Origin of the sequence: Clostridium peptidivorans (genome assembly GCF_900205925.1) — a bacterium.
Taxonomy (GTDB): domain Bacteria; phylum Bacillota; class Clostridia; order Clostridiales; family Clostridiaceae; genus Clostridium_AK; species Clostridium_AK peptidivorans.
In genome coordinates this window covers 76,456-100,756 of record NZ_OAOD01000003.1, presented here as the reverse complement: position 1 = coordinate 100,756, position 24,301 = coordinate 76,456, and the positions used below count along the sequence as shown (strand labels likewise).

The 24,301-nt window shown below is 29.1% G+C and carries 27 protein-coding genes, 2 tRNA genes and 1 riboswitch; of the genes, 4 read left to right on the top strand and 25 right to left on the bottom strand.

Annotation, left to right across the window (positions count from 1 at the left end):
* Positions 1-10 precede the first annotated feature (10 nt).
* The 3 genes from radC to CRN98_RS03710 form a co-directional block, all read right to left on the bottom strand.
* On the bottom strand, positions 11-697 hold the full coding sequence (gene radC / locus CRN98_RS03720) for a RadC family protein (protein ID WP_097026078.1): 687 nt from the start codon (positions 695-697) through the stop codon (positions 11-13).
* 143 nt (positions 698-840) lie between these two features.
* Positions 841-1,419 (bottom strand): Maf-like protein, encoded by a 579-nt coding sequence (locus tag CRN98_RS03715; RefSeq protein WP_097026077.1) that lies wholly within the window; start codon positions 1,417-1,419, stop codon positions 841-843.
* A 340-nt stretch (positions 1,420-1,759) separates the two neighbouring features.
* Positions 1,760-2,851: a DUF5667 domain-containing protein gene (locus CRN98_RS03710; protein WP_097026076.1), complete on the bottom strand. Its 1,092-nt coding sequence runs from the start codon at positions 2,849-2,851 to the stop codon at positions 1,760-1,762.
* Between the two features lie 189 nt (positions 2,852-3,040).
* On the opposite strand from CRN98_RS03710, the gene sigI reads away from it, so the two are divergent.
* Both sigI and CRN98_RS03700 read left to right on the top strand, forming a co-directional pair.
* Complete coding sequence (gene sigI / locus CRN98_RS03705) at positions 3,041-3,727, top strand: RNA polymerase sigma-I factor (RefSeq protein ID WP_097026075.1); 687 nt, start codon at positions 3,041-3,043, stop codon at positions 3,725-3,727.
* Positions 3,720-4,580 (top strand): anti-sigma factor domain-containing protein, encoded by an 861-nt coding sequence (locus CRN98_RS03700; protein WP_097026074.1) that lies wholly within the window; start codon positions 3,720-3,722, stop codon positions 4,578-4,580. Before sigI ends, CRN98_RS03700 begins: the two co-directional genes overlap by 8 nt.
* Before the next feature lie 108 nt (positions 4,581-4,688).
* Here CRN98_RS03700 and CRN98_RS03695 read toward each other — a convergent pair whose 3' ends face one another.
* The 11 genes from CRN98_RS03695 to aroC all read right to left on the bottom strand — a co-directional run bounded on the left by CRN98_RS03695 (position 4,689) and on the right by aroC (position 16,887).
* Positions 4,689-5,426 (bottom strand): hypothetical protein, encoded by a 738-nt coding sequence (locus tag CRN98_RS03695; protein ID WP_097026073.1) that lies wholly within the window; start codon positions 5,424-5,426, stop codon positions 4,689-4,691.
* A gap of 297 nt (positions 5,427-5,723) precedes the next feature.
* Entirely contained in the window at positions 5,724-6,329 is a 606-nt protein-coding gene (locus tag CRN98_RS03690) for a C40 family peptidase (protein WP_097026072.1), read from the bottom strand.
* Between the two features lie 3 nt (positions 6,330-6,332).
* Positions 6,333-6,479: riboswitch (cyclic di-AMP (ydaO/yuaA leader) on the bottom strand.
* A gap of 168 nt (positions 6,480-6,647) precedes the next feature.
* Entirely contained in the window at positions 6,648-7,286 is a 639-nt protein-coding gene (locus CRN98_RS03685; protein WP_097026071.1) for a lactate utilization protein, read from the bottom strand.
* Complete coding sequence (locus tag CRN98_RS03680; RefSeq protein WP_097026070.1) at positions 7,258-7,806, bottom strand: GNAT family N-acetyltransferase; 549 nt, start codon at positions 7,804-7,806, stop codon at positions 7,258-7,260. The genes CRN98_RS03685 and CRN98_RS03680 overlap by 29 nt, the downstream gene beginning before the upstream one ends.
* A gap of 186 nt (positions 7,807-7,992) precedes the next feature.
* Positions 7,993-8,403: a hypothetical protein gene (locus CRN98_RS03675; RefSeq protein ID WP_097026069.1), complete on the bottom strand. Its 411-nt coding sequence runs from the start codon at positions 8,401-8,403 to the stop codon at positions 7,993-7,995.
* An 823-nt stretch (positions 8,404-9,226) separates the two neighbouring features.
* Complete coding sequence (locus CRN98_RS03670; RefSeq protein WP_097026068.1) at positions 9,227-11,440, bottom strand: YhgE/Pip domain-containing protein; 2,214 nt, start codon at positions 11,438-11,440, stop codon at positions 9,227-9,229.
* 151 nt (positions 11,441-11,591) lie between these two features.
* Positions 11,592-11,676 (bottom strand) — tRNA-Leu (locus CRN98_RS03665).
* A 119-nt stretch (positions 11,677-11,795) separates the two neighbouring features.
* Positions 11,796-12,338: a lytic transglycosylase domain-containing protein gene (locus CRN98_RS03660; RefSeq protein ID WP_242960813.1), complete on the bottom strand. Its 543-nt coding sequence runs from the start codon at positions 12,336-12,338 to the stop codon at positions 11,796-11,798.
* 5 nt (positions 12,339-12,343) lie between these two features.
* Positions 12,344-12,943: a dephospho-CoA kinase gene (gene coaE, locus CRN98_RS03655; protein WP_097026245.1), complete on the bottom strand. Its 600-nt coding sequence runs from the start codon at positions 12,941-12,943 to the stop codon at positions 12,344-12,346.
* Positions 12,944-13,028: 85 nt separating this feature from the next.
* Positions 13,029-15,662, bottom strand: a complete 2,634-nt coding sequence (gene polA, locus CRN98_RS03650) for a DNA polymerase I (RefSeq protein WP_097026067.1) — start codon at positions 15,660-15,662, stop codon at positions 13,029-13,031.
* A 79-nt stretch (positions 15,663-15,741) separates the two neighbouring features.
* Complete coding sequence (aroC, locus tag CRN98_RS03645) at positions 15,742-16,887, bottom strand: chorismate synthase (RefSeq protein WP_097026066.1); 1,146 nt, start codon at positions 16,885-16,887, stop codon at positions 15,742-15,744.
* A gap of 237 nt (positions 16,888-17,124) precedes the next feature.
* On the opposite strand from aroC, the gene CRN98_RS03640 reads away from it, so the two are divergent.
* Positions 17,125-17,211, top strand: a tRNA-Leu gene (locus CRN98_RS03640).
* Between the two features lie 73 nt (positions 17,212-17,284).
* On the opposite strand, the gene CRN98_RS17630 is transcribed toward CRN98_RS03640, so the two are convergent.
* The 11 genes from CRN98_RS17630 to ndk all read right to left on the bottom strand — a co-directional run bounded on the left by CRN98_RS17630 (position 17,285) and on the right by ndk (position 22,589).
* The gene (locus tag CRN98_RS17630; RefSeq protein WP_179631887.1) at positions 17,285-17,434 is read right to left on the bottom strand and encodes a hypothetical protein; all 150 of its coding nucleotides are present in this window, start codon (positions 17,432-17,434) and stop codon (positions 17,285-17,287) included.
* A gap of 293 nt (positions 17,435-17,727) precedes the next feature.
* Complete coding sequence (locus CRN98_RS03630) at positions 17,728-18,162, bottom strand: gamma-glutamylcyclotransferase family protein (protein WP_097026065.1); 435 nt, start codon at positions 18,160-18,162, stop codon at positions 17,728-17,730.
* 155 nt (positions 18,163-18,317) lie between these two features.
* On the bottom strand, positions 18,318-19,256 hold the full coding sequence (gene trxB / locus CRN98_RS03625; RefSeq protein WP_097026064.1) for a thioredoxin-disulfide reductase: 939 nt from the start codon (positions 19,254-19,256) through the stop codon (positions 18,318-18,320).
* A gap of 14 nt (positions 19,257-19,270) precedes the next feature.
* Positions 19,271-19,813, bottom strand: a complete 543-nt coding sequence (locus tag CRN98_RS03620) for a YeeE/YedE thiosulfate transporter family protein (RefSeq protein WP_242960812.1) — start codon at positions 19,811-19,813, stop codon at positions 19,271-19,273.
* Positions 19,814-19,896: 83 nt separating this feature from the next.
* Positions 19,897-20,124: a sulfurtransferase TusA family protein gene (locus tag CRN98_RS03615; protein WP_097026062.1), complete on the bottom strand. Its 228-nt coding sequence runs from the start codon at positions 20,122-20,124 to the stop codon at positions 19,897-19,899.
* Between the two features lie 92 nt (positions 20,125-20,216).
* Positions 20,217-20,876, bottom strand: coding sequence for a YeeE/YedE thiosulfate transporter family protein (locus CRN98_RS03610; protein WP_097026061.1), 660 nt, complete (start codon positions 20,874-20,876; stop codon positions 20,217-20,219).
* Positions 20,877-21,070: 194 nt separating this feature from the next.
* Positions 21,071-21,214 (bottom strand): hypothetical protein, encoded by a 144-nt coding sequence (locus CRN98_RS17625; RefSeq protein ID WP_179631893.1) that lies wholly within the window; start codon positions 21,212-21,214, stop codon positions 21,071-21,073.
* Between the two features lie 88 nt (positions 21,215-21,302).
* Positions 21,303-21,449 carry a CPC_1213 family protein gene (locus CRN98_RS17620; protein WP_097026060.1) on the bottom strand — a complete coding sequence of 49 codons (147 nt, stop codon included), beginning with the start codon at positions 21,447-21,449 and terminating at the stop codon, positions 21,303-21,305.
* A gap of 117 nt (positions 21,450-21,566) precedes the next feature.
* Positions 21,567-21,719, bottom strand: coding sequence for a hypothetical protein (locus tag CRN98_RS17615; RefSeq protein ID WP_179631890.1), 153 nt, complete (start codon positions 21,717-21,719; stop codon positions 21,567-21,569).
* Between the two features lie 84 nt (positions 21,720-21,803).
* The gene (locus CRN98_RS03600) at positions 21,804-22,079 is read right to left on the bottom strand and encodes a hypothetical protein (RefSeq protein WP_097026059.1); all 276 of its coding nucleotides are present in this window, start codon (positions 22,077-22,079) and stop codon (positions 21,804-21,806) included.
* 87 nt (positions 22,080-22,166) lie between these two features.
* Positions 22,167-22,589: a nucleoside-diphosphate kinase gene (gene ndk / locus CRN98_RS03595; protein WP_097026058.1), complete on the bottom strand. Its 423-nt coding sequence runs from the start codon at positions 22,587-22,589 to the stop codon at positions 22,167-22,169.
* Positions 22,590-23,003: 414 nt separating this feature from the next.
* On the opposite strand from ndk, the gene brnQ reads away from it, so the two are divergent.
* Entirely contained in the window at positions 23,004-24,290 is a 1,287-nt protein-coding gene (brnQ, locus tag CRN98_RS03590; protein WP_097026057.1) for a branched-chain amino acid transport system II carrier protein, read from the top strand.
* Positions 24,291-24,301 lie beyond the last annotated feature (11 nt).

Below are 24,301 nucleotides of genomic sequence, written 5' to 3'. Positions count from 1 at the left end.
TCCTTTCAATTTACAATATACCTTTTTCTTTTAAACTTATATAAACTCCATCTCCAATTATTATGTGATCTAGTAGCTCTATTCCTATTATTTTGCTACACTCATTAAGTCTCTTCGTAATATTTAAATCTTCATTACTTGGACTGGGATCACCAGATGGATGATTATGACATATAATTATAGAAAAACTACTATTTTTAATTGCTTCATTAAATACTTCTCTGGGATGAACAATGGAAGAATTTAAACTCCCTATAGAAACATCCTTAACTTTTATCACTGTATTTTTTGTATTTAACATTATTACTTTTAAAATTTCTTTTTTTAAGTATCTCATTTCTTCCATTACAATGTTTGCTGCATCCTGAGGCTTCATAACTTTACATTCTTCCCCAGATTTATAAGACTTAAATCTCTTTGATATTTCACTTAATGCCATTATTTGAGCAGCCTTAGCACTTCCTATACCTTGAATATTCATCAGCTCATCTGTTGAAGAGTTTATAAGGCCATTTAATCCTCCTAAATCCTTCATCAGCTTACCGCATAGGTTTAATATGTTCTCGTTCTTAGTTCCTGTTCTAAGGATAATTGCCAAAAGTTCTATGTTTGATAATACTTCTGGGCCATATTTAAAAAGTCTTTCTCTAGGCCTTTCGTTTTCAGGTAAATCCATAATCTTTAAAGAATCATTCATTTTAATTACTCCTTTTATAGATTGGCTTTACCCCCATCCCTGCATGATTTGCAGAAACTCATAATTTCGCTGCAAACCAGTACATCTCAATTCATTAAGATGCTTCATTATAAATCATGCTTCCTTATAACTCATGTTTACTTTTAACCCTGCGCTGATATTTCCTCTAACATTCCATACAATTTGTTTATCGGCAGTCCTACAACATTATAATAACATCCATGAATTTTTTCAACAAAAATTCCACCATAACCTTGTATGCCATAAGCCCCTGCTTTATCCATAGGCTCTCCGGTTTTTATGTAATTTAATATTTGGTCAGTAGATAGTTTGGAAAATTTCACCTCTGTACATACACACTCTTTTTTTACTATATTTTTTGATATATCAACTATAGCTAACCCTGAATACACTTTATGAACATTACCACTTAACATATTAAGCATTTCAAAAGCATCTTGAGGATTTTTAGGCTTACCTAATACTTTGTTTTCAAAAAATACTGCTGTGTCACATCCAATCACTATCTTATTTCCCTTTGAGAATTTTTTTGCTACTGTCAAAGCTTTTCCTTCTGCAATTTTCATTACATATTCATCTTCACTTCCATGAAATTCAACTTTAGATTCATCAAAGTCACTTGTAATTACCTCATAGTCATTAACTATTCTTTTTAGTAGCTCTTTTCTTCTTTCAGAAGCTGATGCTAATATTATTTCCATTTTATCATCGCCTTTTTAAGTTTTCCATGTAATATTATTTCCATTTTTACCTAATTTATATCTTACACAGAACACGTTTCATAAATAAATTAATGTCATTTACTTTATATCTTTTAATAGTTTAACATTTAATAATTTGTTAAACAAGTCTATATACAATATTGTTAAAATTTTTTTGTTTATGGAAACTATTGTCGTATATTGAAAAAAAGCGAAACATCCTTTAAATCACTAATCTGCAATCTTTAACCATTGGCAAAGGAATTAATAATCCTTTACTATAGCGACTAAAGATTAGAAACTAGGATCTAAAAAGTGCTTCGCATTTAAATTTTATTTTTTAATTATTTTGTTTAGCTTCTTTTTCAGTTTTTCCCTTAGCTTTTTGCTTATCTGATGATGGATTATTGTCTTTTGCTTTATTTATAGTCTCATCTTTAGCTCTAATTTCAGTTTTTCTTTTAGTTGAAACATTATTTATATTCTTAGTTTTAGTTGTATTATTAGTGTTATCAACTATATTATCAGTAGAATTATCTTGTTTATTACTAATTTGTGTTTCTTTAGTATTAGTTTCTGTTTTATTTACATCATCAGCTGCTTTCTCTACTTTCTTATCTTCCTTCTTTGCTTCCCCTACACTTATCTTGTTTGTATTTTTAGCTTGTACTAAAACTTTTAATTCCTCTTTTTGCTTATTATAATCAGCTAAACTTTTTTCATAAGAATCTTTAACTGCTTTTATTGCTTCGTCATCTCCTGATTTATTAGCTTCATTTAAACTCTTTCTAACTATATTAAGATCTTTTTTAGCTTCCTTTAATTCTTCTCTTGCTTCTTTTATTTCAGCCATAGCTTCCATCTTTTGTGTTTGCATTTCTATAACTTTTGCTATTACATCTTGTGCATTTTCAGGAACTTTATCTTTAATACTTTTTAGAACTTCAATTGAGTGTTTTTGTTTTTCTAATATCTCGTCCTGAAGATCTTCTAAACCTTCATTTTCTTGTGAACTTTCTTCAGTTGTTTCTTCAGTACTTTCTTCGTTATCTGATTTCTTATCATCTTGTATTTTATCGCCTATTACAGTATCTTCTTGCATTTCTTCTTTTAAAATTTCTTGAGCTTCTTCTATGTTTTCTTTATATTCTTCCATACTTTCTTTTGCTAGTTCTTCATTACCTTCTTCTGCCATAGCTTGGCTTTCTCCAAGTCTTTCCTCAGCAATATTTACTAATAACTTAATTTTTGCTTCCCCATCCTTTGATAATTTTATTTTAAAATTATCAACTAAGCAGTCTAATTTATACATAATACTGTCTGGTGTTATACCAGCCTTCTCCTTTAGAGATACCTCCCCCGCAGCAAAGGCATTAGTGTTAATTGTAGTAGCAATTACTACAGCTGTTAATAATGTTATAGATTTTTTCATAATTTAATATCCTCCTTTGAATTAACACATCTCAAGTACTTGAAACATTTCACTGTTTATTATTTTCACTTATCAATACGGTAAGACATATATTTTTTAAGGGGGTGAACATTACCAAATTTTAAGTTTTACCTTACCCTCTAAAATTTATTATAATGATCGTATATATTTATAAGAAGGGGTGAAATTATGGATAATATAAATCCTTCTGATGTTAAAGATAAAAATAAGTTTATAGAAGAAAATAAAAATTTTATATATGGATGCACTTATAAAATATGCAAAAGAATACTTCATTGGGAAAATGATGATGAACTAAGTATTGCAATGATTGCATTTAATAAAGCCTTGGATACTTATAATCATACTAAAGGGAATTTTCATAGTTATGCCAAAGTGCTTATAAATAATTCAATAATTGACTTTTTTAGAAAAGATAAAAATAATTCTTTACTAGTATTTGATAATAATGAAGAAGCTTTTACATATATTGATTATAAAAACTCTATTAATCAATACGAAATCAAAAAGGAAAGTGAACAAAGAATTGATGAGATTAATGCACTTAAAAATGAACTTGTTAATTTTAAGTTGACATTTACAGATTTGATAAATCATTCTCCAAAGCATATAGATACAAGAAGTCATCTATTAAATATCGCCCTGTGCTGCACTAGAAGTGATGACATAAGTACATATATAAGAAAAAATAAATCTCTTCCTATAAAACAAATAACCATTTTAACTGGTTGTAATAGAAAATTATTAGAACGATGGAGAAAATACATAATTGTACTTTTTTTAATAATGTCCAACGATGAGTATTTATATCTAAAGTCTTATCTTAATATAAGCGTAGGTGATAAAAATGAATAATATTAAAGGAATAATAGTTGAAATTTATAAAAGCAAAGCAGTACTTTTGACTTCTACAGGAGAGTTTGTGGAAGTGTTTGCTACTAAAAGCATGAATATAGGAGAAGAGTATATTAAAACTAGCACAAATATTAGCTTTATTAGGAATATACCTAAGGCATTAATTGCTGCACTTCTTATGTTTGCATTATTAGGCGGTGGACTTAGTGCTTATTATACTCCAGTTGCAACTTTAAATCTCCGCATAAACCCATCTGTCCAATTAAAAACAAATTTATTTAATAAGGTTATATACTCTAACGCTTTAAATTCTGATGGTCAAGTTATACTAGATAATATAAATGTTAAAAATAAAAATTTTAATGATGCATTATGTTCAATTGTGGCAGAAAGCGAAAATCAAAAATTCATTACAGAAGACTATAAGGCAAGTAAATCCATTAGTCTAGAAGTAACAGGTAAAAACTTAAATGTGTCAACCTTTGAAACTACCGTCCACGATCATGGAATTTCACTTGAAGTAAAAATTAATAATAAAACTTCTACAAGCAACGGAAAATCCAATAACAAAAATAATAATTTAGTAAATACAAATAAAAATTTTAATAAATTAAATATCGGAAATAGTTCTAAAGATAAAACAAACGATAACTCAAAAGCAGAAATAAATAAGAATAAGAATGATGATAAAGACAAAAATAAAAATAAGAATAAAAATAATGAAAACGCTAATAATAAAAATATAAAAGATACAAACTCAAAGAAGGATCTTGATAAAAAAAATAATTCTAACTCGGAACCTAAAAAAAAGGATAAAACTCATTCTAATAATCCCTTAAAAAAAGAAAAATAAAAAAATGCGAGCATTTTTAATCTCTAATCGCAATTGCTAAGGTTTAAAGAAATCTATATTCTAGCAATTGAAGATTAGAGACTATTAATTAAAAATGCTTCGCATTTTTTATTTCATTTTTTGAAGTATAGAATAGATAAAGGTATAATTTTCTGCCGCTTTATCATTGCTTAATTCATTTGGCAATTTTGCTACTTTACTCTTTAATTCATTTAATATTTTTATGTTCTGACTTTTTTCATCTACTGTTTCTAAGGATTTGCACCAATTTTTAAAGTCTTCAGTTTGTATTGCCTTTACATTTTTTTCAGATAGTTTCCCAAGAATTTGTACATATCCATTTAATATTTCACTTATTTCCATATCACATAAATTGTTTACCTTTATTTCAAATTTCATAGTTGAATTTGATACTTTATTATTATTTAAAGTGTTTATTACAGCTTTTGAACCTTCTTCTGTGTATATGCCTAAAAATACTCTCTTATATTTGTCATCATTTATGACAAATGGATTTCCATAAGAGCTTAATTGACTTTTAGTTTTTTCTACACCAGTTTCATTTCCAAACATTCCGCCTTGTATTGCCACATATTTAAAGCTAGTTTTATTTACTTTAGACTCCTTAGAAGTTTCACTCTTATTATTTATATTTTTATCATTAACTTTAGTTTCTATAGTTTTCCCCTCTGTTTTTAACATAGATGAATCTTTAATAAATAATTTAAAGAATATGCTTCCTATTAAAAATGAAAGTATAAGTATCATTATAAGTATAATAAAAAAAATAACATTATCTTTTCTTTTTGTCTTTAAATCATATCTTGTATACTTTATCTTTATCACTCCCTCTTAAGTATTAAATACACCTCAGCTCCGCTTAGATATTGCCTAACTAATTTATAAAATTCTTAATTTTATTGTAAATTATCACATCTTAAATTTGCTTAGATGTTACCTATATAATAATATTACACTTTGCTTAAAATTATGATTAAGTCATATTATCCTTAGTATTTAAATTTAAATTCTTCATCATTTATCACTAAAATTCTACTAATTCACAATCTATTAGTCCTTAAATAAAATAAAAGCCAGCTAAAAGCTGACTTTCTACATTAATCATTACTTGTTATGTATTATTTATTGAAGCACTCTTCTAGCTCCTGCATATCTGGAAGCATAGTAACTTCCTGAAAGACTACTTACGATGACCTGTCCACTTCCTGATGATGCATGAATGAATTGTCCTCCACCTACATATATTCCAACATGTGAAATTGAAGAATCTGTATTAAAAAATACCAAATCTCCTGGTAACAAATTATCTTTAGATACTGCTTGTCCAGTCGCAAATTGAGTTCCTGTATAATGACCTAAATTTACACCAAATGCTCTATATACATATAAAGTAAATCCTGAACAATCAAAAGCTGATGGGCCAGCTGCACCCCAAACATATGGTTTTCCCATAAATTTATATGCATAAGTTACTACATCCGTTCTTCCATTTGCACCTCTGCTTAAAGTAGGCTTTTTAACGGTTGCTTTAGCAGGTGGCTTTACCTCTTCCTTTTTAGGTACTACTATAACTTTATTCCTATTAACCGTTGCTGCACGAACAGCTAAATTTTTAGAAGTTAAATTTACCGAATCAGCTTGTACGCTATTATTTTTTAGTACTCCTAACAATGTCAATGCTAAAAAGAAAATTGCACTTGCCACTATTTTTTCTCTTTTGTTACTCATTTATTATCCGCCTTTCTTTGCTTCCGAAGTTAGCTGACGGGTTCGGGTAAAGGTTCCCCTACTTAATATGTTTGATGTCATATTAAGATTAACCCCAATACATTGGTTCCTCCGTACCTAGAAAATTCTAGGATTCAGCTTATTTACATAGTTTACAATTTTTTTATTTTGTAGTGAATATTATATCTGATTTTGTCGAAAAAATTACTTTAAACTTACTTCATATATTTCCTTGTTTCATTATACATGATTAGTTAATACTTAGTCAATAAAAGTTAACACTTTTTTTAAAATTATCAGTATATTTTGTCTAATTTTTTAATATCCTAAATTTTTGTTTACTATAATAACTTTTATTCTATTATTTCTTTGTTTTTTCATTATTACATAATCACAACAAATTCTATCATCGCTATTACAATCCATACAGTAGCCAACCTTTGTGCATGGAGTGTTTTTATTTAATCGTTTTGTATTTACAGGTGCTGCTATTTTTTTGATTCTTTCTTCCGCTTCCTTTAAGTCCTTTACTATTTTATTTATTCCACATACTACAATAACCTGGTCTGGTCCATAGAGCATAGCTGCTACTCTATTACCATTACCATCCACATTGAATAGCTCTCCTTGCTCCGTTAAAGCATTTGTACTACATAAGTAAGTATCTGCACTAAAAGTTTCTCTATACAGCTTTTTTAATCTCTCAGGAGATAAGTTAGAATCATATCTATCTAAAAATTGAAAATTTCCATCTCTTAAATAGTCTATAACGCCCATTTCAAATAAAGTCATAGATCCTCCTACGGATACTACAGACCCCTTCTTTATTAGCTCGTTTAACTTTTTAATTAATTCCGCTTCATCCTGTACTAAAATCACTTCCATATTATTTCTTTTTAAATTTTCAATAGTTCTTTCTATTAACTTTTCATTTCTCCATTGCATAAATTTGTCCATTATTAGTCCTCCCTATGGATTTTTTTAATACAAACATATTTGTTTTTTTATCATTTATTTTATAAATATCTTTAGAAACCTTTATAATTTCGTATCCATTTTTAGTCCAAAAATTTAACTTAGAACTATTTTCCTTTATAATACGTGTATAAAAACATCGTACTCCATACTCTTCTTTTAAATAAATACTCAATTCTTTTAAAATTATGCTTCCAATTCCCTTACTTCTTATAGATTGATTTAAAGAAATGGACCATATCCATGCTTCATGGGGATTTTTAAATTCAACCCTACCTTTTATAATTCCTAAAATATCATTAGTCTCTTTATCATTTATCTTTAAAAAAAACTCGTTTTCACTTACATAATACTCTAAAAATTTTTCATAAATATTACTTATTTCTAATTCTTCATTCTGTGACTTACATTGACTTTTGAAATAATTACCTACATATGGTATATCCTCTTTTTGTATACTCGAAATAATCATATTATCTATAATTAAATTTACATCTAACATTATCTCTACCTCATTTCCTGCATGATTTTATTACAAATTAGCATTCTTCAATTCATTCAAGACGTTTCATTATTAAACTATTCTACACATAAATTAAATCTCCTTGTATATTACTAAGAAAATTTAATTTACTTTTGATTATTGATCAAAATAAAAATGGCTACTAAAAAGTAGCCACTAAACTTATTAATCCCACTCATCCCAGCCATGATCTCTTCTACGTCTTCTTCTCCTTCTTCTTCTCCTTCTTCTTCCAAGTAGTGAACTAAGTAAAAGTATTTCAAGTAAAGGTCTTGAACCGAAAAATGTTCCATTAGGACTTCTATAACCATTCATATCATTATCGTCATCTCTTATATGACATTTCTCCATTATGTCATCACAAACTTTATTAACCCAATCCTTAGATGGGCAATATTCCTTACCATATTTATATTCCATAACATTACAATGATACTTTATCATAGGCATAACTTGAATATAAAGCGCAGGATACATTGCCTTTAGTTTTTCATCATCTTCGTCTCTCTCAATGTGTTCTGGCATGTTAGACATAGGCATTCCACAATAACATGCGCAAGGACAATTATATTCCATATTTCCCCCTAAAATAAATTTCTGAACACTATATATATATTCAAAAGTTGAGAATCAGTTACAACTTTTAGAAAAAGTGCGACATTTTGAATGTTGGATTAGCGGTATGGGATTTGCACCTAGGAAAGCGGTTCATTTCGCCAAGAAGGGCTAATATTTATAAATTTAGAATGCCTAAGCCTTCTAAACTCGCTGTGGCTCAAACAGTAGAAGGCTCTATACGGTATTTTAAATTTATAAATAAAGCCCTTTTAAAGCTCATTCAATGCTTTCTACGGTGCAAATCCCATACTGCATTCAACATTAAAAATATCTTCATTTTAAGAATTTGTATATAAAAATTTTTTAGAGTGCAGCCTGCGAGGTTAGAAGAACTTATAAGAAACAAATTAAATGAATAGAAAAAATTAATTTATAAGTTAAGAATCAGGTAGTATGCTAAAAGGCTCTTAATAGAAAATAGGGTGATTAATATTTCACGGCCTACCGGTCTGCGGGCTTATCAGCCCTTTGATAATTATCAATTTAAAAGGAATTTTCGCCAAAGCAAAATTCCTTCCTTCAGTCAGTGAGCCTGAGTAATATTTTTAATATTGAATAATAGTATGGGATTTACATTGTAGGAAGCATTGAGTAAGCACTAAAAGGTCTTTATTTCTGAACTTAAAATATCGTTAAAAACCTTATACTGTTTGAGCAAAGCGAGTTTAGAAGGTTTAGATATTTTAAGGACAGAAATATTAGACCTTTTTTGCGAAGCGAACGCTTCCCTAAATGTAAATCCCTTACGATAGATTCAATATTAAAAAGTCGCAATTTCCTTTTAGTGTTCTGCTAGTCCACTTTCTTTAAATTTTAATACAAACTTTTTCACTATCTTATTTACTTTTCCCTTTAAAAATATGCCAAGCACTAGGGATACAATAAAATATATAGATAATTTATATACATTGAAATCTAGTAAATCTTTCAGAATTCCTCCCACCGTTTCCCTCATTCCATCTATAGCATAGGTAAAAGGCAGCATAGGATTTATACTTTGAAAGAAAGGGGAAGTTAGTTGTATTGGAAATGTTCCACCTGATGCTGCAACTTGTAATACCATAACTACCATTGCTACAGCTTTACCAACGTTTCCAAATACAGATACCAATGTATATATAATCATAGTAAATATAATACCTGTATATACTCCAAATATTATATATGGACCAGGTGCTACAACATAAGTTTTAAGTAAGTATAAATTACCTAAAGTCACTATTAACGCTTGCATGATTCCAATTGTCACAAATGTAAGGTATCTTCCTAAAAACTCTTGGGTTGGAGATATTTCTACACCATCATCAAAACTTTTAACTTCAACTGATAGTAAAGAAAGTGATATGAGACCTCCTACCCATAAAGCAAGCACTGTATAAAATGGAGCCATAGCGGATCCATAATTTGGTATTGCAAAAAGTCTATTTTCCTTTATTTCTATTGGATTTGCTAAAAATTCACTTTCTGCCTTTGCATCTCTCTTTAATATTTTTATAAGTTCATTGATTTTTTCATCATCGCTTAATCCTCTTAATTTTTCGGCTTTTTCATGCATATCATTTTGAATCTCAGGAAACTCCTGCTTTATTTCCTTTAATCTATCACTTCCCATGCCTGCACCATCACTAGCTAGCTTAAGCAAACTATCAATTAATGGAATATTATCCTGTAAATTTTCAAGCATAACTATACTATTGCTAGATATTCCTTGAAGATCTTTTAAACCATCATTAATTGCTGACTCAGTTTCAGTTTCAAAAGTATTAATAATTTCATCTGTAAAATCCATAATATCATCAGTACCTCGAATTGCTGAACGTATGCTCTCAGGTAAAACTTCATTTCCTTCATCTATTGTTGCAATTATAGAATTAACAACTTTTCTTTGTCCTGACATTTGACTTTTAGCGGCTGAAAGATTACCAATAAATTTCCTTATAATTTTACTGTTAGCTTTTCCTATAATTGTATTATGTCTGTTAAGCTTTTTGTCTATTGAATTTAAAAGATTTATCTGTGAATTAAGATTTCTTATTGCATCTGAATATATGTCACTTACATTAGATAAAATACGTCTTAAACTTCCACTATTTTTTTGAAAATCATATGCTGAATTCAAAAGTGTTTTAGCGGTATTTGTTGTGTTTTTTAAAAGAGTTAAATCTGATTTAATAGCCGGAGATATATTATCCATAATATTTGTTGATTGCCCTAAAGCATCATCTCCTGTTTTGGCAATATTTATAGCTTTATCTAATGTATCAGATATAGTTTTTGTATTTCCTTGTACCTTTTCCATGTATTCTTTAAAAACTAATGATCCTGAATAAGCATTATCTATATGCTTTGCAATTTTCGGCATTCCATCATCTATTTCAATAATACTATCTGCAAGTTTCTTTAGTTGAGGTTTATTATTTTCTAAGGTAACTCCAAGTTGATTGCTCATAGATAAAATTGTATCACTGGCTGTTTTAATAAATGTTTTTGCAACTTCTTCTTGCAAACTACTTGCTCCTTTTCCAGTAATTTTAGGAGCTATAGCATTTACTTTTTCATTAACTGTATAAATCAGTTCTGATTTTTTAGGATTCTTTTCAGTTAAAATGGAAAGTAAGTTTTTTGAGAAATCTTTGGTAATTGTTATACTAGCATAGTACTTACCAGTATTGACACCGTTCTTAGCTTCATTTTCATTAACAAATTTCCACCCCATATTTTGGTCACTTTTTAGTTTACTTACTAATTCATTTCCGACATTAATCTTTACATTTCTAAATTCAGTACCCTTGTCCAAATTCACTACTGCTATAGAAAGATTTTTTGTATTTCCATAAGGATCCCAACAAGCTTTAATATTAAACCATGCATAAAGAGACGGTAATACAGTTATTCCAATTATTATAATTATTGCTACATAATTTGTAGTTATATTTTTTATATCTCTTTTGTAAATTTTAAAAATTCCTTTTAAGCCATCTTTAATTTTTTTCATAAATTCTGCAACCTTTCTTTATAAAATTGATAGTATGAACTTAGCAGTTAACATAAGTTCACACCATTTATTATACTACTCAGTATAATAAATTTAAATAGAAAACGCAAGAAAAACTACCTATTAATTAGGTAGTTTTAAATTCAATCTTTGGTGCAGATGGCGGGATTTGAACCCGCACGCCCTGTGGGCACTACCCCCTCAAGATAGCGTGTCTGCCGTTCCACCACATCTGCAAATTTTCATATGTTTTACATATTTATTTAATTGTTTTCTTAATACGCAAATCATTATTTCTTAGACATTTTTATTATAACAACATCAATGTTAACAGTCAAGTGGACTGAATTAATTTTTATCTTCCATATAAAAACTTATAAATATTGTAACTTACCTTCACCTTTTTTACATATTTATCCGTTTCTTTAAATGGAATATAGCTTAAGGTTTCTCCATCCTTTGAATATCTAGTGTCTTTTAACCACTTTTGTACGTTACCCTTACCACCATTATAAGAAGCCAATGCTAGATCTAAATTGCCAAATTGTTTAAGAAGATCGCTTATATACCAACATCCCATATTTATATTATGATCAGGTATAAAAAGTTTATCTTCACTATGATCCTTCATTCCCATTTTCATGGAAATCCACTCTCCAGTTTCAGGCATGATTTGCATTAATCCTCTTGCATCCTTTGAAGAAACAGCACCTGGATTAAAACTGCTTTCTGTTCTTATAATTGCAGCTATTAAATATGGATCCACTTCATATTTATCTGCATACTTATATATACTTTCAGAATACTTTAATGGATAAAATCTTCTTGCTATAGATGGAACTTTAAATAAATAAAATGCTACAACTATTACTAAGATGATTTTTATGACTTTTTTCAAAAAACTTACACCCCCGATTTTATCACTTTCACAAGTTTTTCAACTTGTTTTTTAGTTTCTTCTATAGTAAAGGTATTATCTATTATAAAATCTACTACTTTTCTTTTTTCGTTTAATGACATTTGTGAGTTAATTCTGTCCAAAACCTCTTCATCTTTTAATTTATCTCTTTCTTTTACTCTTTCAATTTGAGTTTGTGTATCCACCCAAACTAATATATTAAAATCCATACATTCATTAAGACCTTGTTCTATAAGAGTTGGTGCATCTACTACACATGCCACCTCTCCTAACCTTTCATATTCATTCATTTGATCAAATATTTCTTTTTTTATATATGGCATTATAATTTCTTCATATTCTAGCCTTTTTAGTGGATTTTTAAATATAAAGTTTCCAAACTCTCTTCTAGTTAGCTCTCCATTTTCATTTATGAATTTTGTTCCAAATTTTTCTTTAATAGTTTCAAGAACTATGGGATATTCCTTCAAGACCTCTCTTGCTATAATATCTGCATCAACTATAGGTATACCCTTTTCTTTTAATAAGGAAGATATGGTAGTTTTTCCACTACCAATTCCTCCGGTTAATCCAATTCTTAGCATATTGCCATTATACCTTTTTAAGCACTCTGTCTTCAACTGGTAAAAGCTACATAATCTGATATTTTTCCTATCTTTATTTAATTCTCTACTTTGCATCATACCAGCTTTCTCCTTCATGCATATCTACTTCTAAGGGTACATTAAGAGGCATTACATTTTCCATGGAATCCTTTACTATTTCTTTCACCTTATATAATTCATCTTTATCTACATTTAATATAAGTTCATCATGTACCTGCAAAATTAGCTTACTCTTTAATTTATTTTCCTTAAGGCTATTATATACCTTAACCATTGCCATTTTTATAATGTCTGCAGCACTTCCCTGTATTGGAGTGTTCATTGCTAGCCTTTCTCCTAGTGCCTTTACCATCTTTTTAGAATCTGCTATTTCAGGAATATGTCTTCTTCTATTTAATATAGTTGTTACATACATTTCCCTATGCGCCTGCTGTATAGTTTTATCCATATACTCTCTTACCTTAGGATACCTATCAAAATAAGCATCTATATATGCCTTTGCTTCTTTTCTAGAGATCTTTAAATCTTGAGCTAAGCTAAAGTCTCCTATACCATATACTATTCCAAAGTTTACTGCTTTAGCATTACTCCTCATAGTAGATGTCACTTCATCTAAAGGCACCTTAAATACCTCTGAAGCAGTTTTTGTATGGATATCATCATGATGTTTAAAAGCATCAATTAAATTTTCATCTTCAGAAATATGAGCAAGCACTCTTAGCTCTATTTGAGAATAATCCGCAGACAACAACACTGAACTTTCATCTTCTGCTACAAATACTTTTCTTATTTCCTTACCCATTTCATATTTAATAGGTATATTTTGAAGATTTGGTTCTGTACTTGAAAGCCTTCCTGTGGTAGTTACTGTTTGATTAAATGTTGAATGTATTTTTTCATCCGTATCAATTACATTTTTAAGTCCTTCTACGTAAGTTGAATAAAGCTTTGTAAGCTGCCTATAGTAAGTTATCTTTTCGATAATAGGGTGCTTATCCTTAAGCGCTTCTAAAACTTCTGCATTGGTAGAATAACCTGTCTTTGTTTTCTTTATTACAGGTAAATCAAGTTTTTCAAATAGTATTTTTCCAAGCTGCTTTGGTGAATTTATATTAAACTCTTCATCAGCTAAAGTATAAATTTCCTTTTGCATCTTATCTATTTCTATTTGAAATTTTTCTCCTATTTGCTGAAGCATTTCTCTATCAACTTTAAATCCTTCTTGTTCCATAGAAGACAATACTTTAACTAATGGTAACTCAACTTCATAATAAAGCATTTCCATATCCAATGACTTTATTTCATCTCTTATTTCTTCGTATAAATCCTTTAAAGCTGAAATTTCTTTTATAAACTTTTCTTCTCCCTCTGCTCTTATTTCACGCTTTAAGTAGTGGGGAATTAAAATATTCAAATCATAGTCACTTCTTGAAGGCTCAATTAAATAAGCTGCTATTTTAATATCAAATGCTAAATTTTTAACATCTACTCCCCACTTATTTAAAACCACATAAGGAGCTTTTACATCATAAGATACCTTTTTAATATCCTCTGATTCTAAAATGTATTTTAAGCTTTTTAGGAAATCTTCTTTATCCTGTAAATTTTCTATATTTATAGCATAGTTTTTATCTAAAAAGTTTATGTATATGTCTTTTATATTTACTAAGGAATAAGTGCTTTCATTCTGTGTATTAAATAATAAAAATAATGTTTCCTTTTCCTTATTTGCATCTATGTTTTTTATGAGTTTTTTTAATTCATCATTATTATGTATTATATCAAATTCAATTGTTTCTTCTTGAATTATTTTATCTTCTTCTTTTTGTTCAATATATATTTTATCTAGTAATGATTTAAACTCCAAATCTAAAAACATCTTTCTTATGGCTTCTGCATCATAATTTTCATTAGATTTTATAGAATCTAAATCTATTTGGATTGGGACATTACACATTATTGTAGCAAGTTTTTTACTAAATATAGCCTGATCACTGTTTTCTATAAGAGATTCCTTAATCTTTTTCCCACTTATATTTTCAGTATTATTTAGTACATTTTCTATGCTTCCGTATTCCTTTATAAGTTTATAAGCAGTTTTTTCTCCAACACCAGGAACTCCAGGGATATTATCAGAGGCATCTCCCATAAGCCCTTTTACATCTATAAACTGCTTAGGGGTAACACCATACTCCTCAATCATTCTATTTGCATCATATATCTCTTTTTCTGTTATTCCCCTTTTAGTTAGAACTACTTTTATATTATCACTTGCTAGCTGAAGTGCATCTCTATCTCCTGTAACAATGTAAACTTCAATTCCTTGTTCTTCCGCCCTACAGGACAACGTTCCTATTAAATCATCCGCTTCAAAGCCTTCTATCTCAAATATATTTATATCAAATTTATTTAAAAGTTCTTTTACTATAGGAAATTGCTCAGCAAGTTCTGGTGGCATCTTCTTTCTTCCCGCTTTGTATTCCTTATACTCATTATGTCTAAAGGTAGGTGCAGCCTTGTCAAAGGTACATACTATATAATTTGGCTCTATTTCCTCTTTCATTTTTAAAAGCATATTTGTAAATCCATACACAGCATTTGTATGGATACCTTCTCTATTTGTAAGAAGTGGTAACGCATAAAAAGCTCTATTCATCAGACTATTTCCATCTAAAATTATTAGTCTTTCTTTATTCAATTAGCTCATCTCCCTCATTTTATAATCAAGCGTCTCTACTAACTATCTAATAATAATTATGATTTTAATTATTAGCTATTTACCTTAAATACACGGTTTCTCTGTAAAAATTTATACTTCTTTTAAGCTCATAAAATTCATCTGCTGGAAACTTATTTAAAATTTCCTTTAAAATTTCAAAGGCAACTATATTTTCAAGAACTATTGAAGCTGGTACTACTGCACACACATCTGATCTCTCATACCTAGTTTCAGTATTTTTTCTTTTCCTAAGGTCTATGGTTCTTAAATCCTTTTTTACAGAAGGAATAGGTTTTATAAACACCTTAAGCTCTATATTTTCCCCATTGGAAACTCCTGCTTCTATTCCTCCTGAGTTATTTGAATATCTTTTTATATTATTTCCATCATAATATATTTCATCATTAAAGCTACTCCCTCTACGATTTAAATCCAGTCCATTTCCAAATTCTATTGCCTTTACTCCTTGAAGGGACATAACCGCATAACTTAATATAGCGTCTAACTTTCTATCCCATTGAGTATAGCTTCCAATCCCCAAAGGGACTCCTTTTATGGAAATTTTTACACTTCCCCCGATAGTTTCCCCTTGCTCTTTACATATATCTATCTTTTTCATAAAGTTTTTTTCCATTTCTTCATTGTAACATCTTACTGGACTTTTTTCTATTTTCTCATATATACCGTCGTCAAATAAATTAATTTCTTCCTCATGAAAATTTCCTATGCTATGAACAACACTTCTAACTTCTATGCCAATACTTTTTAATATAAGTTTACACGTTGCACCTACAGCAGTTCTTATAGTGGTTTCTCTAGCTGAAGTTCTTTCAATAACATCTCTTATATCTCCCGTGCCATATTTAAAGTATCCAACCATATCTCCATGTCCAGGCCTTGGCACAGTTATTCTATCTTCAGGACCCGCTTTAACTTCTAAAATATGCTTCCAGTTTTCATAATCCTTATTATATACTGCTAAAGTTATTGGATTTCCCGTGGTTTTATCGCCCCTAAGACCTGTGACAATCTCTATTTTATCATCCTCAATTTTCATTCTTTCTCCACGTCCATATCCCTGCTGTCTTCTTTTAAGTTCGCTATTTATAAAATCTATATCAATATCGAAATTGGACGGAATTCCATCTATTATAGCTAAAATCATCTTCCCATGGGATTCTCCAGCATCTAAAAATCTCAACATATTTATCTCTCCTATTTATCTCTCCTAAAATTTACTTTGGTAACTATATATAGTTTACACATTTTCACCCAAAAAATCACCCACAAAAAAAAATTGCCCTAAGACAATTTTGCAAAATATACTTAAATCAAGTTCTCTTGATAAATCTTCTATAACTTTCACTTTAGAAATTAACTTTGTCGTAAAGTATTATCCTTGACTTACTAGCCTATATATGGTACTATTTATGTACAATATGCCGAAGTGGTGGAACTGGCAGACGCGCCGGACTCAAAATCCGGAGGTAGCAATACCGTGCGGGTTCGATTCCCGCCTTCGGCACCAAGATATATCAATGAAAAAAAGCACTTTAGATAAAAATCTAGAGTGCTTTTTTTATTACTTCACAAGCTATTTATTATTTATTTTCCTTTCTTACCTCCTTATATTTTGATCTATTCTTATCTTCTGGATTTATATACTCGTAATCTCCTCTTTCATTTTTTCTAATGCCTAATGAAGCCATTTGTTTTTGAGTAAAACTACGTTTATTAACGATTTTAATCACTCCCTTCTATGGTCAAATTTTATTTAAATAAAGGAATACTTCTTTAAAATAGTTTTGCCTACAGTTAGCATTTAATTCCTTCCTACCAAGCGATGTAAATTTTTTTATTAATATTTTTATAAATAATGTTTAAAATTTAAAAACATGGACATAATTTATATATGAAATAAGTAATTTGTCCCCAACCCCCTATAATATACAAAGGATAGACTAGGCCCCTTTCTAGTACTATCCTTTTGTATTTACAAAAATGCAGATTAAACTTTTAAAAAATATATGTTTGCCTTTTGCTTTTATTCTTCTTTCATAAATTTTCTCCAATCTCCATGTGGTATTTCTTCATGACGATGTTTAAGCTCATGTTCACTTTCTTCATTATACTTATAGGTATATGCTTCAACCTTTTCATTTGTATCTACAAATTCCACTTCTAATATAACACGATTATACTCATTTTCGCGGTTATTTTCTCCATAATAATGCTCCATTTCATCCATTTCTTCTACTGTTTTTTCATAATTTTCTATAGTGACTAATTCTCCATAAACCCATTCATCACCATCTATCATTGCTGGATATCCCTTATTTGCTAAGTGAAATAATTTTCCTTTTGTTCTAGTCTCATGCTTTGTTAAAACTTTTCCCTTTAAATAAATATCGTGGTTGTAAAATCCCTCTGATAAACTTCCATAAACAAATAGTGGAAGCTTTTTACTTGGCTCTAACATAATATCACTCCCTCAATTCTTATATGTTTATCGTAAGCTACTAATTTATTTTTCTCTAAATTATATTGTTTATACTTAATCTTTAATTCTATATTTAACTCTTTATTTTAAGAAACAAAGAAACAAAGCATTTTTTTCAAAAATGCTTTGTTTTTTTATATTTTTTCAGTATATTTCTCAACTAGTGTTCCAGCAATAGCTCCGTCACTCACTGCTGTTGCTACTTGTTTTAAAGTCTTCTCTCTTACATCTCCAACTGCAAAAACACCTTCAATGTTTGTTTCCATATTTTCATTTGTGATAATATACCCTTCACTTGTTAAATTAATTTGTTCTTTAAATATTTCTGTATTGGGTTCATATCCTATAAATAAAAAACATCCGTCTACTTGCATATCTATAAGTTCATGTGTTTTAACATTTTTAAGTACAACTTTATTTAATCTTTCTTCTCCTTCAAAGGAACTTACAACTGTATTCCATATAAACTCCATTTTATGATTTTTCATAGCTTGATCTTTAGCTATTTTATTAGCACGCATATTTCCCTCATCTTTTCTAACTGATACAATTACCTTTTTAGCAAACTTTGTGAGAAATATTCCCTCTTCAATAGCAGCATCTCCGCTTCCTATAACCATAACAGTTTTATCTGTGTAATATGCTGCATCACAAGTTGCACAAAATGAGATTCCTTTATCATATAAAAACTTTTCTTCATTAGCTGCTTTTGTAAGTCTTGGTTTTCCTCCTGTAGCTATTATCACAGCTTTTGCATGATATATAATTCGAAAGGTTTCTACAATCTTGTCTTCTTTTTTTAAATTAACACTTTTTACATCTGTTAACTTAAAACTTACTTCAAAATTTTTAGCTTGTTTATGAAAAAGTTTTGCAAGTTCTGTTCCTGATATTCCTTCTGGGAAACCCGGGTAATTTGCTATTTCATTTGTATAAGTAGCTAATCCACCAATTAGAGATTTTTCTATTAAAAGTGTTTTAAGTTTTGCTCTTCCCGAGTAAATTGCTGATGTAAGTCCTGCTGGTCCTCCTCCTATTACTATAACATCATAATATTCATGTTTCTTTTCCACAAAACCACCTCACTTTAAATAAAGTGCTTAACTAAAAGCTTACTTCCTACCCACGCACCAAAGAATATAAATATCATATATACCCAGCCATGTAACGACATAGATGCAACTCCACTAAACAGCGCACCTATATTGCATCCAAAAGCTATTCTTGCTCCATAGCCCATTAAAAGTCCACCAAGTATTGCTGCGACAACTTGCTTCATTGATTTTATTTTCTTAATTTTAAACTGTGATGCTAAAAGCGTTGCTAAAAGCGCACCTGCTATAATTCCAATATTTGACACAGAATGACCATTATTTAAAAATCCACCACTTAATCCTGCGGCATGACTCTTTTGTTGAAAATAAAACCAATTTTCAGGATGTCCTCCAAGTGCTTTATATATCCATGCCCCCCAGTAAGAAAATGGTGTTGTAACACCCCATGCGCTTCCTGAAGACGCAAGCATTGCAATATTTAAGAGTCCCAAAATTACGGCTCCAGTAGTGTACGTCCATGGATCTTTTAAAAATTTCTTATAATAAGGATTCTTTTTAATATCCAAGTAATTCACCTCCAAACACATTTTTTAAATTATCAATTATATTTTAGCGATTTGGTACTAGCGATTCTCTCCTAGCACCTCTCTTTTAAAAACTATTTAACTTTCTCAATATATATTTCCCATTCTCCGTCATCAACTTCTTCAATTTCAACGTTATGTCCTTCTTTTCTTGCCCATTCTGGTACATTTTTCATTGCACAACTATGATCAATTTCAACTATAAGTACATCTCCTACTTCTAGACCTTCTAATTTCTTTTGTGTTCTTATTAATGGTACTGGACATGCTTCTCCTAAACAATCTAATCTATATTCGTTCATAATAAACTCCTTCTCTATTTTAGTGTATTTTAAAATGTTACTAATTTTATTACTATATTAAATTATCCGATTCTCAATATATTTCTTTTAAATTATTGATTTGTTTTTCTATTTCCAAACCAATCTGCAAGAATATAAAGTACTAATAAAAGCCCAAATTGTAGTAATAGTGCTGGTATCCAACCAAGAACTTGTGGTAAGAATATTCCCTTTTTAGGCATAAACATTTCTGACCACCATCCGAAGTCCCTTGCTCCCCATAGTGAGCCTACTATAAAGAACACTAGTGAAAGAACTTGCATTAAAAATCCTTCTCCTACTCTCATTAAAGTTCCAGATGCGCATCCCCCAGCAATAACCATACCTATACCAAACATTGTGGCTCCTATAGCAGTATGTATACCTACAGGTGATACATTTCCTGGTATCGCTGCCCCTTTAGATACCGCAGAAAATTGAATAGCTGCAAATCCAACTGTTGCAACTGAAATTGCAATTATTACTGCCTTTGATAAAGAGGTACTTCCTGTAAGTACAGGATCTCTTAAAGATGCAGTAAAACAAAATCTTGATCTTTGAAGTGTAAATCCCAACGCCACACCAAATATCCACATAAGTGCTGTCTTTGGTGAGTTATTTGCCATAAAAAATCCTACTCCCACAATCCCCACTAAAAACGCTATTCCAAAAGGAATTTGATTCACTTTTTTCTTCTTAGTTTTCTTTATTCTTGATGCCTGAATCTCAGCCATGTTTTCACCTCCAGTATTATTAGTAAACATATCTATTTACTTTGTTTTATGCAATACATTATATAATTGAGTTGTGGAGAAATTATGTAGAAACAAAAAAATTGCCAAGTAAATTTTGATTAATAGTTAATAGTGAATACTTTCAGTATTAATTATTAACTATTAATCAATTACTTCGCAATTTCTCTAAACTATTAGAAATTATTAGTGATTTCTCTTTGTATTCTTCCTATATCCTTTTCTCTTAAATGAGTTTCCGTTCTTATTTCTTTATGAGTTTTTCCATCTATAAGCATTTGTCTTGCTCTTTCTTTTAATTGCTGTTCATTTTCATTCATTTATAATCCCTCCTTAGATTTCAATATGGAGATATTCTTTAACAGTTCTAGTACTGAAATTTTATAGTTTATTTATAAACTATATATTTTAAAGATCATCTTCTTGATATGCTTTAGGATCTTCAAAAACTGCTCTGGCACTTTCTGCTTGAGGATCATGTTTTATATTCTTTTTCTTAAAATGACCATCTTGTTTTTTATTATTTTTAGTATATCTCATTTTATTATTAGACATAAAAACAACTCCTTTCTGTATCTATATTTTTTGTACAAAAAGGAGTTTTATACCTGGCTATTAATTCATGTTTTAGATGAAACATCGCAATAAATTAACATATGCCTAAATCAAATTTTAGTTTATATTAGTTTTTTTGCTATCTGGTAAATTTATGATTTGTCCTTCATAGAACTTATCTAAGAACTTTTTAAGTATTTCTATTATTATTCCGTCTTCTCTTAAACAAATTATATGTTCATTGGTTTTATAACTTATTAATGCCTTCATATGTTTTAACCTCTTTATAAATCATCATATTTTGTTTTACCTGATATTTTTTGTTCAATTAATTTTAAGCTAAATATGTAATTTTTAATTTATATATTCTTCAATATGTATGTTTTTTTCTTTTACCTTTGTTGTAAATTTTTTATAAAAGCTTTCAAATCCATCATAAGTTTCTTCCTCAAAGCAAGCCTCACAATAATTATCATCATATAAATAATCATCATATATTTCTTGAAGATATCTGTCCACAAGCTGTCCTACTTCTTCCTTCGTCATTATATCTATATTATATCCATCAACCACAAGCATACATAGTATCTCTTCTGCTATTTTTTTTACTTCCTCTTCAACTCGAAACATAAACCACACGCCTTTCCTTTATCTCTTAATCTTATTTATATACCACTTATATTTCAAAATAGTTTGAAAATTTAAGTTAAATCTTAATTATTGATAGTTTTCTGATGTTAATTCTGGGAACCATATACTTATTTCTCTTAAAGCATTTTCTTTAGAATCAGAACCATGTACTAAGTTCCTTTCCTTACTTAATCCAAATCTTCCTCTTATACTTCCAAGATCTGCTTCTAAGGGATTAGTAACTCCATTTATTTTCCTTACAACTTCTACTGCGTTTTCTCCTTCTAATATCATAGCTATAATATTATCTTCTGTAATATATTTTATTAAACTTTTATAATAAGGTCTTCCCTTATGTTCCATGTAATGTTCTTCTACCATATTAATTTCAGGCTTTGCCATTTTTAAAGCAGTAACTTTTAATCCTTTTTTTTCATATAAAGATATAATTTCCCCTATAAGTCCCCTTTGAAATCCATCTGGCTTAATTAAAGCTAAAGTACGTTCCATATAATCTCCCCATTTCTTAAAAGTGTTGTATATATATTATACAACAATCTATGGAAATGTTAAATATTTCTAAGCCAGATTTATAAAAAAATGGAAGCAAATACTCCTCTTTTTGTTATTTTTCACAATTTTTCATTAATTAGCTATTATTTTATAAATGTATCATGTACTTACTTTCCTTAAAATTATTTGATAGTATTTACATGTATCTTTATAAATAATTTTAATGTATAATTTAAGTATCTATAGTTGTTTTTTGTAACTATAAATCCATTTTTGCCATCTTAGTTTATATTCCCAGATTTATTTTCTTCAATTTTCATATAATACTAAAAATACGTGTTAAACCATTTATATGCTATAATTATGTTTATAATTTCTGATAATTAATATCATTTAGAAAAGGAGAATTTTATGAATAAATCTATTAAAGATTCATTAATAATCGGACTTGCCCTTTTTGCTATGTTTTTTGGTTCTGGAAACTTAATATTTCCTCCATATTTAGGCAAAACTGTTGGTAGTGATTTTTTTATAGCTATTTTAGGCTTCGTTATTACAGGAGTAGGCCTTCCGTTAATGGGTATACTTGCTTGTGCTAAAATAAATGGTACATTTAAGGAAATGTCTTCTCCCATAAGTAAAGTTTTTTCTATTATAGTGACTACAAGTATAATACTTGCCATAGGACCTATGCTTGCTATTCCCAGAACTGCAGCTACTACCTATGAATTAAGTGTTTTGCCACTATTCCCAAATGTAAAAATGCTTCCTGTTATTATCGTATATTTTATAATAACCTTATTATTTGTTTTAAGACCTTCATCACTAATAGACAATATAGGAAAGATACTTACCCCTTTATTACTTTTAATTTTGATTGTAATAATAACCAAAGGAGTATTATCTCCTATAGGGCCTATTGTAAGCACAAATGCAAAAAATGTATTTTCAACTTCATTAATAGAAGGTTATCAAACTATGGATGCTATAGCCTCAGTTATATTTTCATCCATAATATTATCTTCTGTACGAGCTAAAGGATACTCTAAAGTTTCTGACATAATAAAAATAACTTCATTATCTGGAATAATAGCAGTAATAGGACTTGGAGTAATTTATGGTGGACTTTTATATCTTGGAAGTCAAACTGCTTCTATATTCGCAGGAGATATTACAAAAACTCAATTAGTTACAAATATAGTAGAAAAAGTGTTAGGTAATACAGGAATTATATTTTTAAGTATTGTGGTAGCTCTAGCTTGTTTAACTACTTCTATAGGTCTAACCTCATCCGCTGCGAAATACTTTAGTGATCTTTCTAATAATAAAATTTCCTATACTTTTAATGCTATACTTATATCTATTGTAAGTATTTTAATAGCAATGCTTGGAGTTGACACAATTGTAACTTTAGCTGTACCTATTTTACAAATACTATATCCTATAGTAATGGTACTTGTTATACTCACATTAATGGGAAAACTAGTAAAAAATAATTTTGTATTAAAAGCTACAGTTTATACTACTTTAATAATAAGTATATTAGATAACCTTAAAAACATAGGATTTACTATAGCTCCTATAATAAACTTAATTTCATACATTCCACTTTCTAAAGAAGGATTTAGCTGGGTTATACCTAGTTTAATAGCTTTCATAATATCAAGCTTAGTTACAACAAATAAAGCTTCGGTTTAATATTTAAACCG